The following is an 11,551-nucleotide window of genomic DNA, read 5'->3' as shown; positions in this document are numbered from 1 at the left end:
CCACCCGGGGGTTCTCTTTCACGTCAATGACCAGGACCGCTACCAACGTCCCGGCCGGGTACATCTAGAGGGCCTCGACGCCGACGACGGCCGCCGGCGCGATCGCGCCGTACACGTGGGGGAAGGTCTCGGTCATCCCCGGCGCCGGCACCTCCTCGACGACGGGCACGTCGAGCAGGTCGGTGTCGATCTCCAGCAGCACGAGGGGTTCGGTGACGTCGGCGTAGTAGGCCGACCGCACGGCCTCCCACTGGTCGGCCCGGCTGGCGTGGATGTAGCCCTCCTGCTCGAGCGTGACCCCGCGGGTCGAGGTCGTGTAGGCGCCGCTTCGCTGCGCCTCGTTCCAGTCGGCGAGCGTGGCGATGTGGAAGATCCGCATGCGCTCATCGTGGCAGTACGCCGACCTGGTCGGCGTACCAGCGGATGCCGGTGAGGTGATCGGCGATCTCCAGCAGCGACCAGTTGTCCCCGCGCGGCACGTCCCACTCGCCCGGCCCGGCGGCAGCGAGCCGGAGGGCGAAGGTCCGGCCCAGCCGGCGCAGCCGCTGCCGCGCCTCGTCGAGGTCGAGCTCGGTGAAACGCGCCCAGTCGGCGTCGACGGTCACCAGGCTGGCGTGCCAGCGGTCCGGCTCCGTGGGAGCGCCGGCCAGCAGCGCCTCGACCTCCGCGAGGTGGTCGACGAGGTGGTCGGCGATCCGGCGTACCGCCTTGTGCGGGGTGTAGATCCGCTCGCCGTCCTCGCTGACCGTGGGGCGCCCGTCCCACGCCAGCCAGCTCGCAGCGACCTCCAGGCAGTGCTCGACGGCGGTCTCGACCTGGGCTCCGGGGTTCTCCATGGGCCGGACGCTAGGGGGCGGACGCTTCGGCGCCGGCCGAAGCGTCGGCGGCGTAGCCTCGCCGGGTGCACGACACCGACCTCGCCGCGGCCGGCGCGCTGATCGGCGACCCGAGCCGGGCGCGGATGCTCGACGCGCTCATGGGTGGCCGCGCCCTGGCCGCGGGCGAGCTCGCACGTGTCGCGGGCGTGGGGCGGTCGACGGCCAGCGAGCACCTGGCCCGACTGCTGGACGGCGGGCTCGTGGAGGTCGTCGCGCAGGGGAGGCACCGCTACTACCGGATCGCCGGTCCGGACGTCGGTGCGGCACTCGAGGCGCTCTCGCACGTCGCGCCGCCGCGGCCGGTCGCGTCGCTCCGTCAGTCCGGCCACGCGCGGGCGCTCGGCCACGCGCGCACCTGCTACGACCACCTCGCGGGGGTGTGCGGGGTGGCGCTCCACGACGCGCTGCTGGCGGGGGACTGGCTGACCCCGGCGTACGACGTGACGCCCGCCGGCGCTGCCGGGCTCGGGTCCTGGGGCGTCGACGTGGAGGCGGCGCGGGCGCAGCGGCGCGCTTTCGCCCGCCCGTGCCTGGACTGGACGGAACGCCGCCCGCACCTCGCCGGTGCGCTGGCCGCGGCGATCACCGGCTCGCTCGTCGAGCGCGCGTGGTTCGTGCGCCGCGCCGCCGACTCGCGCGCGCTCCGGCTCACCGACGCCGGCCGCGCGGGCCTGGAGGCGCTGGGCTGCGTGGTCTGACGATCAGGCCTTGCGCCACACGCTCACGTGCTTGGTGGACTCGTTCGTGAACGGGGTGCGGTCCCAGTCGGACCAGCGGTTCTCGAGGCGCATGCCGGCGATGCGCGCCATCAGGTCGAGCTCGGCCGGCCAGACCTTGCGGAACGGGATCGAGCGACGGTGGTAGGTCTCGCCGTCGGCCGAGCTGTAGTGGTGCGACCACGAGCGCTGGGTGGCGGCGTCGTACTCGTCGATGCCCACGTGCTCGTCGGTGTGGTTGAAGACGTCGAACCGGTCGTGCAGGTGCGGGACCCCGACCTCGACCACGAAGCGGCCGCCGGGCTGGAGGTGTGCCGCGGCGTTCTCGAACACCGCGACCTGGCCGTCCTGGGCGGTGACGTTGCCGATCGTGTTGAACACCAGGAACACGAGGCCGAACCTGCCGTCGACCCGGGTCGTGGCCATGTCGCCGATCGCGACGTCGATCCGCTCGGCGCCGGGCTTGGCGCGCAGCTGGTCGACCATCGCCTCCGACAGCTCGATGCCGTGCAGGTGCACGCCGCGCTCGCTCAGCGGCAGCGCGACCCGGCCGGTCCCGATCGCCAGCTCGAGTGCCGCCTGCCCGTCGGCGAGCTCGGCGAGGACGTCGATCGTGGGCCCGAGGACGTTCGGGGCGAACATCGCGGCCACGCCGGCGTCGTACCCGACCGCGACGTCACCGTCGAAGTAGTTGGTCTGCATGCCGCCAGCGTGGTCGCTGGGTGGCGCCGGCGCGACCGAGTTTCGGGTCGTCCGCCTGAGAAGGGCCTGCCGCCAGTCGAGAGGCGGACGACCCGGTCAGAACAGTCGGTGCGAGGGGTCGTCGAGGCCGCGCAGCGCGTCGTAGTCGACGACCGCGCAGGCGATCCCGCGGTCGGTGGCGAGCACGCGGGCCTGCGGCTTGATCTCCTGGGCGGCGAAGATGCCGCGCACCGGGGCGAGCAGGGGATCGCGGTTGAGCAGCTCGAGGTAGCGGGTGAGCTGCTCGACGCCGTCGATCTCGCCGCGGCGCTTGATCTCCACCGCGACCGAGGCGCCGTCGGCGTCCTTGCACATCAGGTCGACCGGGCCGATCGCGGTCGGGTACTCGCGCCGCACCAGCGTCAGTCCGGGCGCGAGCGTGGCGGGGTGGTCGGCGAGCAGCTCCTGGAGGTGCTTCTCGACGCCGTCCTTCTGCAGGCCCGGGTCGACGCCGAGGTCGTGGCTGGAGTCGCTGATGACCTCGGTGAGGAGGATCCGCAGCGTGTCGTCGGTCTTGGGGTTGGTGACGGTCCACTCGAGGTGGCCGTCGTCGTTGGTGCCCTCGCGCAGGGTGCACGGTGGTGACATCCAGTTCAGCGGCTTGTACGAGCCGCCGTCGGAGTGCACGAGCACCGAGCCGTCGGCCTTGATCATCAGGACCCGGGTGGCCATCGGCAGGTGGGCGGTCAGCCGCCCGGCGTAGTCGATCTGGCACTGGGCGACGACGAGTCTCACGGGGCGGCAATCTACCTGCTGCGAATAAGTTACTCGCGAGTGAACTAGTTCATAGTCAGGTCGGCGGTCCCGTGCCACGATGCCCGGCATGACGACCTCGACGAACGAACCGCGCACGTTCTCGACCATCGGAGTGATCGGCCTGGGCACCATGGGGGCCGGCATCGCCGAGGTCTTCGCCCGCAACGGGTACGCCGTCGTCGGCGTCGAGAAGGACGAGGAGGGGCTCGCCCGTGGCCGCGAGTACCTCGAGCACTCGACCGCGCGCGCCGTACGGCGGGAGAAGCTGACCGAGGCGGAGAAGTCCGAGCTGCTCGGCCGGATCACGCTGTCGACCTCGCTCAAGGACCTCTCCGACGCCGACCTGGTCGTCGAGGCGGTGGTCGAGTCGCTGGAGACCAAGAAGACGCTGTTCCGTGAGCTGGACGGGATCGTCTCGCAGGACGCGGTGCTCGCCACGAACACCTCGAGCCTGTCGGTCACCGACATCTCGACCGCGAACTCGCGGCCCGGCCGCGTCATCGGGGTCCACTTCTTCAACCCCGCGCCGGTGCAGGACCTCGTGGAGATCGTGCGCACCGTCGTCACCGAGGAGCAGGTCCTCACCGAGGTGAAGGCGCTGGTCGAGGCGGTCGGCAAGAACCCCGTCGTCTGCGGCGACAAGGCCGGCTTCATCGCGAACACGCTGCTGTTCGGCTACCTCAACCACGCGGTCTCGATGTACGAGGGCCGCTACGCCAGCCGCGAGGACATCGACGCGGCGATGCGCTTCGGCTGCGGCTACCCGATGGGCCCGCTCGCGCTGCTCGACCTGATCGGGCTCGACACGGCGTACACGATCCTCGAGACGATGTACCGCCAGGGCCGCGACCGCCTGCACGCGCCGTCCCCGATCCTCAAGCAGATGGTCACCGCCGGCTGGCTCGGGCGGAAGACCGGCCGGGGCTTCTACACCTACGAGGCGCCGGACAGCCCGGTCGTGGTCGCCGACGACCAGACCCCGTCCGCCGACGCGAAGCCGCAGCTGCGCCACGACATCCAGCAGGTCGGCGTGGTCGGCACCGGCACCATGGCCAGCGGCATCGTCGAGGTCTTCGCCAAGAGCGGGTACGACGTGCTCGTGGTCGGCCGGGGCCAGGACAAGGTCGACGGGGTCGTCGCCATGGTGACGAAGAACTTCGACAAGCAGATCCAGCGCGGCCGGGCGACCGAGGAGGCCAAGGCCGAGGTGCTCGCCCGGATCACCGGGTCGACCTCGCTCGACGACCTGGCCACCGTGGACATCGTGGTCGAGGCGATCGCCGAGGACCTCGCGATCAAGACCACGCTGTTCGAGAACCTCGACGAGATCTGCAAGCCGGGCGCGATCCTCGCGACCACCACCTCGAGCCTGCCGATCATCGCCTGTGCGCAGGCGACGTCCCGTCCGCAGGACGTCATCGGCATGCACTTCTTCAACCCCGCGCCGGTGATGAAGCTCGTCGAGGTCGTCTCGACGGTCGTCACCTCCGACGACGTCACCGAGACGACGCGTGCGCTGTGCGACAAGGTCGGCAAGGTGGCCGTCTCGTGCGGCGACCGGGCCGGGTTCATCGTGAACGCGCTGCTGTTCCCGTACCTCAACGACGCCGTGCGGATGCTGGAGGCGCACTACGCGACCGCCGACGACATCGACACCGCGATGAAGCTCGGCTGTGCCCTGCCGATGGGCCCGTTCGAGCTCCTCGACGTGGTGGGCAACGACGTCTCGCTGGCCATCCAGCGCGAGCTCTACCTGGAGTTCCGCGAGCCCGGCTTCGCCCCGGCCCCGCTGCTGGAGCACCTGGTGAACGCCGGCTACCTCGGCCGCAAGACCAAGCGCGGCTTCCGGGACTACTCGGCTCGCTGAGCGCCGGGCGCCGCAGCTTCACCATGGTAGGTAGGCGAACCTGCACTTCACATGGTCTGCACGCCATGAGAAGTGCAGGTTCGGCACCATCACATGGTGAAACTGCGACGAGTGGTGACCGGCCGACCGGACACCAACGAGGCGACGGTGTTCATGCTCGCCCAGGGCGGAGTGCTCGGCCGGCCGTCCTGACCGGGTCTACGCTGACGGCATGGGTAGCTGGCTCCTCCTCCTCGCGCTCGCATCCCTCGCCGCCGTGCTGCTGCTGGCTCGCAGGGCCGGTCGCCGCGCCCAGGAGCGGGAGCGTGACCGCTAGGGCGTGACGCCCGTCCCCGCCGGGTACCGCACCCGCCATGGGAGTTGAAACGGGACGCATCACCACCGACATTCCGGCCCGGCTCGACCGGCTGCCCTGGGCGCGGTGGCACTGGATGATCGTGATCGGCCTCGGCACGGTGTGGATCCTCGACGGCCTCGAGGTGACGATCGTCGGCTCGATGTCGGAGGCGCTCAAGGACCCGACCACCGGCCTCGGCCTGAGCAGCTGGGACATCGGCTTCGCCGGAGCGGTCTACGTCGCTGGCGCGTGCATCGGCGCGCTCTTCTTCGGCCAGCTCACCGACCTGTTCGGGCGCAAGAAGCTGTTCCTGATCACGCTCGGCGTCTACACGGTGGCCACCGTGCTCACGGCGTTCTCGATGAACCCCGCGTGGTACTTCGGCGCCCGCTTCCTGACCGGCATGGGCATCGGCGGTGAGTACGCCGCCATCAATTCCGCCATCGACGAGCTGATCCCCGCCAAGTACCGGGGCCGCGTCGACGTCAGCATCAACGGCTCGTTCTGGATCGGCGCGGCGGCCGGCTCGCTGCTGACGATCCCGCTCCTCGACCCGACGGTGATCAACCCGGAGTGGGGCTGGCGGCTCGCGTTCGGCCTCGGTGCCGTTCTCGCCATCGGCATCCTGCTGGTCCGCCGGCACGTGCCGGAGAGCCCGCGCTGGCTCTTCATCCACGGTCGCGAGGACGAGGCCGAGAGGGTCGTCGTCGACATCGAGAAGACGGTCGTCGAGGAGACCGGCGAGGACCTTCCGGAGGCCACGGAGACCCTCACCATCCGGCAGCGCAAGACGATCCCGCTGACGATGATCGCGCGCACCGTGTTCACGCTCTACCCGCGCCGCACGATCCTGTGCTTCTCGCTCTTCGTCGGCCAGGCGTTCCTCTACAACGCCTTCTTCTTCACGTACGGCGACACCCTCACCACGTTCCTCGGGGTGAAGCAGACCGGCTGGTACCTCGCGATCTTCGCGCTCAGCAACTTCGCCGGCGCCCTGCTGCTCAGCCCGCTGTTCGACAAGATCGGGCGGGTCCGGATGATCACGTTCACCTACGTGTTCTCCGGCGCGCTGCTCGGCGTGACCGGGTTCCTGCTCGGCTCGGTGACCGCGGTGTCGCTGACGGTCCTGGGTGCCGTGATCTTCTTCTTCGCCTCCGCCGGCGCGAGCGCGGCGTACCTCACGGCCAGCGAGATCTTCCCGATGGAGACCCGTGCGCTGTGCATCGCGTTCTTCTACGCGATCGGCACCGCGGCGGGCGGCATCAGCGGTCCGCTGCTGTTCGGCTGGCTCATCGACCGGGCCTCGGCCAGCGGCGACATCACCGGGATCGCGCTGGGCTACTTCATCGGCGCCGCCCTGATGATCGCGGCCGGCGTGGTCGAGGCGATCTTCGGGGTGAAGGCGGAGGGCAAGTCGCTCGAGAGCATCGCCCAGCCCCTGACCGCCGAGGAGTCGGAGCCGGCCCCCGCCTAGGCTGGCACCATGATTCGTCGTCGCGCGGCAGCCCTGCTCACGGCACTGGTCCTGGCGGGAGGCGCGGCTCCGGCGTACGCCGAGATCCCGACCGGCACCGACGTCGACTACCAGCTCGGCGGGAACCGCTCGGTGCCCGACAACGTCGGCATCGTGGTGCGCGACCGGGAGGCCGAGCCCGCGGCCGGGCGCTACAACGTCTGCTACGTCAACGGGTTCCAGACCCAGCCCGGCGAGCGCTCGCTGTGGCGAAAGCACTGGAAGCTGGTGCTCAAGGACCACGGCAAGCCGGTCGTCGACGAGGGCTGGGGCGAGTGGCTGCTCGACACCCGCACGAACGCCAAGCGGCGCCAGCTGGCCCGCATCGTCGGCCGCTGGATCGACCGGTGCGCCACCGACGGCTTCGACGCCGTGGAGTTCGACAATCTCGACTCGTTCACGCGCAGCCACGGCCTGCTGAAGCGCTCGCACAACCTCGCCTACGCCGAGCGACTGGTCCGCGTCGCGCACGACGCGGGTCTCGACGCCGGCCAGAAGAACCTCGCCGGGTACGACGGCACCAGCATCGGCTTCGACTTCGTGGTCGCCGAGGAGTGCGGGCGGTACCACGAGTGCGACGCGTACACCGACGACTTCGGCGACCAGGTGCTCTCGATCGAGTACCGCGCCCGGGACTTCGAGTGGGCCTGCGCCCACGTCGGCGACCTGCTGCCGGTCGTCCTGCGCGACCGTGACCTCACGCCGACGGGGGTACGCCGGTGGTGCTGAACACCACGACCCTGGGGGAGAGCGGGCCGCTGGTCGTCTTCTGTCACGGGCTGTTCGGGCAGGGCAAGAACTGGACCACGATCGCGAAGTCGGTCGCCGAGGACCACCGCGTCCTGCTCGTCGACATGCCGCACCACGGGAAGTCCGAGTGGCCCGACCACTTCGACTACGTCGACGTCGCGGACCGGGTCGCCGAGCTGTTCTCCGCTGACGACCCGGTGGCGCTGGTCGGCCACTCGATGGGCGGCAAGGCCGCGATGGTGCTGGCGCTGCGCCACCCCGAGCTGGTCGAGCGGCTCTGCGTGGTGGACGTCGCGCCCGTCGACTACGAGTCGCGCAGCGAGTTCGCCGGCTACATCGAGGCGATGCTGGCGCTCGACCTGTCGGCCCTCGAGAGCCGGGGCGACGCCGACGCCGCGCTGGAGCCGGCGGTGCCGAGCCGGACCGTGCGCAGCTTCCTGCTGCAGAACCTCCGGCGCACCGACGACGGCTGGTCGTGGCAGCCCAACCTCGAGGTGCTCGGCCGCGACCTCGCCTCGCTCGGCGGCTGGCCGGAGGACGCGCTCGCGGGCACCGCGCCGTACGACGGCAGCACGCTGTGGATCGCGGGGGAGAAGTCGGCGTACGTCCAGGACGAGCACGCCGAGGCGATGTCGCGCTGGTTCCCGAAGGTCCGGCGGATCACGATCAAGGGCGCCGGGCACTGGGTGCACTCCGAGGAGCCGCAGATCTTCACCGAGGTGCTGCGGCGCTTCCTCGGGCGCTCGGCCTGAGCCTGCGATGGCTGAGAAGAACGCGCTGGGTCGAGCTGCCGGGCGGCCGGCGTAGGAGGTCGCGGCCGGCGTATCGAGACTCGCCCGTCTAGCCCGACTTCCGGCGTCGGTACGCCGCCACGGCGTTCCGGTTGCCGCACGCGGTCGAGCAGAACCGCTTGGACCGGTTGCGGGACAGGTCGAGCACGACCCCGCGGCAGGTGTCGTCGGCGCAGACGCCGAGCCGGCTCATCTCGTCGGCGCGGATCACGTCGATCATCGCCATCGCGACCTCGACCGCGATCCGGGTCGGCAGGTCGCGCTCGGGGCCGACCGCGTGCAGGTGCCAGTCCCACTGGTCATGGCGCACGAGCTGGGGGATGGCCCCCGCCTCGGCGAGCATCGTGTTCACCATCGACACCGCCTCGTCGCGGTTCGCGGTCAGCAGCAGGTAGAGGTCGTCGCGGATCGCGCGGACCGCGTCCAGCTCGGCCTCGTCGCCGTCGCGGCGCCCGGTGAACTCGAACTCCTCGTAGAACGCGTCGAGGTCCTCGATCGACGTGAGCGTGTCGGGCTCGAGGCCGGAGTTGGCCAGGACGGCAGCCGCCTGCAGTGAGACCTCGGTGTCATGAGTGAAGACCACGTTGACAGGTTACACGGCTCACGCCTAGTGTCATGTGTCATGACGACAATGGCTCATGACGATGAGATGATCGTCGCGTCCGGTTCGCGGCTCGCGAGCGGGCTGGGCTTCGCCGTCCTGTCTGCCGTCTCGTTCGGTCTCTCCGGCTCGCTCGCCTCGCCGCTGCTGCAGGCCGGCTGGAGCGCCGGGTCGATCGTGCTGATCCGCGTCGGCATCGCCGCGCTCGTGGTGCTCCCGTTCGGGATCGCCTCGCTGCGCGGGCGCTGGGACGCGGTCCGTCGCAACCTGCGGCTGATCCTGGTCTTCGGAGCCGTCGCGGTCGCGGGCGCGCAGTTCTGCTACTTCTCCGCGGTCCAGCACATGCAGGTCGGCCCGGCGATCCTCATCGAGTACACCGCGCCGGCCGCGGTCGTCGTGTGGATGTGGCTGCGGCACGGCCAACGCCCCGGCCCGGTCACGCTCGTCGGCGCCGGTCTCGCCGCGCTCGGCCTCGTGCTGGTGCTGGACCTGCTCTCCGGCGCCGACCTCAGCGTGGCGGGCGTCCTGTGGGCGCTGGCGGCCATGGTGGGCGCGGCGACGTACTTCATCGTCTCCGCCGACGAGGACAACGGGCTCCCGCCGATGGCCCTCGCTGCCGGTGGCCTGGTCGCCGGTGGCGTGGTGCTCGCCGTCCTCGGGCTCGTCGGCCTGATGCCGATGGACACCTCGACGGCGAGCGTGGAGTACGCCGGGCGCACCGTCGACTGGTGGGTGCCGCTGCTCCTGCTCGGCGTCGTGACGGCTGCGCTGCCCTATACGACCGGCATCGCCGGCATCCGTCGCCTCGGCTCCCGGCTGGCGTCGTTCGTGGCGCTGCTCGAGGTGGTCGCGAGCGTGGTGTTCGCCTGGCTGCTGCTCGATCAGCTGCCGCTCCCGGTCCAGCTGCTCGGTGGCCTGCTGATCCTCGCCGGCGTCGTGTGCGTGAAGCTGGGTGAGACCGCCACGGTCGAGGCGCCGGCCGAGATTTCCTAGGAACCGCTGCAACAGATCGCCCCTCCCAGGCGTGTGTCGTGCATGGATGTGGGTGTGACCGACGAACGGGCCGCGGCGTCCGACCTGTCGTTCGACGACTGGGTCGGGGCGCGGGTGCCCGCGCTCATGCGGTTCGCCTACCTGGTCACCGGGTCGCAGCTCGCGGCCGAGGACGCGGTCCAGTCGGCGCTCACCCGCGCGTGCGAGAAGTGGTCGCGCGTGCGCCGCACTCGCGACCCGGACGCGTACGTGCGCCGGATGGTGGTCAACGCGCACGTCTCGGCCTGGCGGCGCAGCGGCCGGCGTGAGCTGGCGGTCGCGGAGGTCCGCGACGCGGCCACCGCCGACCCGGCCGAGGGCATCGCCACCGGCGACGCGGTCTGGCGGGTGTGCGGCACGCTGCCGCCGCAGCAGCGTGCCGCGGTGGTGCTGCGCTACTACGAGGACCTCGAGTACGCCGAGATCGCGGACGTCCTCGGCGTCGCGCAGGCGACGGTCCGCTCCCACGTCCACCGGGCGCTCGCGGCCATGCGAGCCGAGCTGCAGATGGAGGACGGCGATGACTGACCTGGAGCGGATGGTGCGGGAGAGTCTCGGCGCGCACGCGGAGGAGGTCGACACGACGGTCCCGGTCGCCGCCCGCGCCGGCGCTGCCGCGCGGTCGCGCCGGGGCACCCGGATCGCGGTCGGTGCCGTGGTTGCGGCCGTGGCCGCGGTCGCGGTCGTCGTCGTGGCCTCCGGGCAGACGGACGCACCGAACCGAACGGTCCCGCCTGCGTCGAGCCAGAGCCCGGCGACCACGCCGGCCGGGTGGCGTACCGAGTACTGGAACGACGTCCAGGTGGCCGTGCCCGCCGACTGGGGCTGGGGGACGGCGCCGATCCGCATCGGCGACGAGCTCGCCCTCTGCGGCGACATCGGCGAAGCGATGACCGGGTACGTCGGGCGGCCGATCTCGCTGTCCGACGTGTGCCTGGGCGGTGACGTGGGACACGACCCGGAGGCGCCGTACGTGTGGCTCGGCTCGGAGCTCCCTCTCGGCACGGCGGACGTCGGCAACGGCTACACCCGAGAGACCGTTCAGGTCGGCGGCACCGCGGTCACCGTGGCCACCGACGACCCCGCGTTGCGGCAGCAGATCCTCGACTCGGTCGCGGTCGGGGGCCCGTGCGCGCCCAGCCTGGACGCGCCGCCGGGGGTCGAGCCCGCGGAGGACGGCGCCCTGAAGGCGGCCGACTCCCTGCTCGTCTGCGCCTACCGTGACGAAGGGGGCGGCGACTACCGCCTGGTCGCCGCCGAGGAGCTCGGTGCCGAGGCGGCTGCTGCGACCGAGGACGCGATCCGGTCGGCGCCCGTGCTCACCGGTGACTGCCTCAACGCCTCAGGAGGGGAGTGGGCGACGCTCACCGCCAGCGGCGACGGCTGGTCCCGCGAGTACGTCGTCGACCTCAACTGCCCGGCGGTGACCGACTCGCTCTGGCGCATGCACCGGCTGACGCCGGAGATGGTGGAGCCGTGGGCGGTCGGCGCGCTGCCGTACTCCCTCTACGGTCCGATGGGCGGCAAGGGCGCGTGGTTCGGGCACTTCATCGGCGTGCTCGGCTGACG

Annotated in this window: 13 protein-coding genes; 8 read left to right on the top strand and 5 right to left on the bottom strand. The window is 71.4% G+C overall.

Annotated elements, in window-relative coordinates; translation table 11 throughout:
- Positions 1-64: 64 nt before the first annotated feature.
- Both MJ604_RS22090 and MJ604_RS22085 read right to left on the bottom strand, forming a co-directional pair.
- A complete protein-coding gene (locus MJ604_RS22090) occupies positions 65-379 on the bottom strand; it encodes a DUF952 domain-containing protein (protein WP_243060875.1) in 315 nt (104 codons plus the stop codon).
- A 4-nt stretch (positions 380-383) separates the two neighbouring features.
- Positions 384-836, bottom strand: a complete 453-nt coding sequence (locus tag MJ604_RS22085; RefSeq protein WP_243060874.1) for a hypothetical protein — start codon at positions 834-836, stop codon at positions 384-386.
- Between the two features lie 65 nt (positions 837-901).
- Between MJ604_RS22085 and MJ604_RS22080 the strand changes: the two genes are divergently transcribed.
- Entirely contained in the window at positions 902-1,576 is a 675-nt protein-coding gene (locus MJ604_RS22080) for a helix-turn-helix transcriptional regulator (RefSeq protein WP_243060873.1), read from the top strand.
- 3 nt (positions 1,577-1,579) lie between these two features.
- On the opposite strand, the gene MJ604_RS22075 is transcribed toward MJ604_RS22080, so the two are convergent.
- On the bottom strand, positions 1,580-2,296 hold the full coding sequence (locus MJ604_RS22075) for a class I SAM-dependent methyltransferase (RefSeq protein WP_243060872.1): 717 nt from the start codon (positions 2,294-2,296) through the stop codon (positions 1,580-1,582).
- A 96-nt stretch (positions 2,297-2,392) separates the two neighbouring features.
- Positions 2,393-3,070 (bottom strand): endonuclease NucS, encoded by a 678-nt coding sequence (gene nucS, locus MJ604_RS22070; RefSeq protein WP_243060871.1) that lies wholly within the window; start codon positions 3,068-3,070, stop codon positions 2,393-2,395.
- 88 nt (positions 3,071-3,158) lie between these two features.
- Between nucS and MJ604_RS22065 the strand changes: the two genes are divergently transcribed.
- The 4 genes from MJ604_RS22065 to MJ604_RS22050 all read left to right on the top strand — a co-directional run bounded on the left by MJ604_RS22065 (position 3,159) and on the right by MJ604_RS22050 (position 8,310).
- Positions 3,159-4,958 carry a 3-hydroxyacyl-CoA dehydrogenase family protein gene (locus MJ604_RS22065; protein WP_243060870.1) on the top strand — a complete coding sequence of 600 codons (1,800 nt, stop codon included), beginning with the start codon at positions 3,159-3,161 and terminating at the stop codon, positions 4,956-4,958.
- Between the two features lie 353 nt (positions 4,959-5,311).
- The gene (locus MJ604_RS22060; protein WP_243060869.1) at positions 5,312-6,769 is read left to right on the top strand and encodes an MFS transporter; all 1,458 of its coding nucleotides are present in this window, start codon (positions 5,312-5,314) and stop codon (positions 6,767-6,769) included.
- A 9-nt stretch (positions 6,770-6,778) separates the two neighbouring features.
- On the top strand, positions 6,779-7,537 hold the full coding sequence (locus tag MJ604_RS22055; RefSeq protein ID WP_243060868.1) for an endo alpha-1,4 polygalactosaminidase: 759 nt from the start codon (positions 6,779-6,781) through the stop codon (positions 7,535-7,537).
- Positions 7,528-8,310, top strand: coding sequence for an alpha/beta fold hydrolase (locus tag MJ604_RS22050; RefSeq protein ID WP_243060867.1), 783 nt, complete (start codon positions 7,528-7,530; stop codon positions 8,308-8,310). Before MJ604_RS22055 ends, MJ604_RS22050 begins: the two co-directional genes overlap by 10 nt.
- Positions 8,311-8,398: 88 nt before the next feature.
- On the opposite strand, the gene MJ604_RS22045 is transcribed toward MJ604_RS22050, so the two are convergent.
- A complete protein-coding gene (locus MJ604_RS22045) occupies positions 8,399-8,932 on the bottom strand; it encodes a CGNR zinc finger domain-containing protein (protein ID WP_243060866.1) in 534 nt (177 codons plus the stop codon).
- Between the two features lie 48 nt (positions 8,933-8,980).
- On the opposite strand from MJ604_RS22045, the gene MJ604_RS22040 reads away from it, so the two are divergent.
- The 3 genes from MJ604_RS22040 to MJ604_RS22030 are packed head-to-tail and all read left to right on the top strand — an operon-like array spanning position 8,981 to position 11,549.
- Positions 8,981-9,943 carry a DMT family transporter gene (locus MJ604_RS22040; RefSeq protein ID WP_243060865.1) on the top strand — a complete coding sequence of 321 codons (963 nt, stop codon included), beginning with the start codon at positions 8,981-8,983 and terminating at the stop codon, positions 9,941-9,943.
- A gap of 54 nt (positions 9,944-9,997) precedes the next feature.
- Positions 9,998-10,510, top strand: coding sequence for a SigE family RNA polymerase sigma factor (locus MJ604_RS22035; RefSeq protein WP_243060864.1), 513 nt, complete (start codon positions 9,998-10,000; stop codon positions 10,508-10,510).
- Positions 10,503-11,549 (top strand): hypothetical protein, encoded by a 1,047-nt coding sequence (locus tag MJ604_RS22030; RefSeq protein ID WP_243060863.1) that lies wholly within the window; start codon positions 10,503-10,505, stop codon positions 11,547-11,549. The genes MJ604_RS22035 and MJ604_RS22030 overlap by 8 nt, the downstream gene beginning before the upstream one ends.
- Positions 11,550-11,551: the final 2 nt, after the last annotated feature.

Origin of the sequence: Nocardioides sp. SR21, assembly GCF_022761125.1 — a bacterium.
Taxonomy (GTDB): domain Bacteria; phylum Actinomycetota; class Actinomycetes; order Propionibacteriales; family Nocardioidaceae; genus Nocardioides.
Note: the sequence above shows the minus strand (reverse complement) of the source record. Positions and strands in the feature narration are given on the sequence as shown.

Bases quoted from the DNA above. Each gene is read 5' to 3' on its own strand.
- MJ604_RS22055 (WP_243060868.1), top strand. From the start codon at position 6,779: ATGATTCGTCGTCGCGCGGCAGCCCTGCTCACGGCACTGGTCCTGGCG.
- MJ604_RS22030 (WP_243060863.1), top strand. From the start codon at position 10,503: ATGACTGACCTGGAGCGGATGGTGCGGGAGAGTCTCGGCGCGCACGCG.
- MJ604_RS22085 (WP_243060874.1), bottom strand. From the start codon at position 836: ATGGAGAACCCCGGAGCCCAGGTCGAGACCGCCGTCGAGCACTGCCTG.
- MJ604_RS22060 (WP_243060869.1), top strand. From the start codon at position 5,312: ATGGGAGTTGAAACGGGACGCATCACCACCGACATTCCGGCCCGGCTC.
- MJ604_RS22075 (WP_243060872.1), bottom strand. From the start codon at position 2,296: ATGCAGACCAACTACTTCGACGGTGACGTCGCGGTCGGGTACGACGCC.
- MJ604_RS22090 (WP_243060875.1), bottom strand. From the start codon at position 379: ATGCGGATCTTCCACATCGCCACGCTCGCCGACTGGAACGAGGCGCAG.
- MJ604_RS22040 (WP_243060865.1), top strand. From the start codon at position 8,981: ATGGCTCATGACGATGAGATGATCGTCGCGTCCGGTTCGCGGCTCGCG.
- MJ604_RS22065 (WP_243060870.1), top strand. From the start codon at position 3,159: ATGACGACCTCGACGAACGAACCGCGCACGTTCTCGACCATCGGAGTG.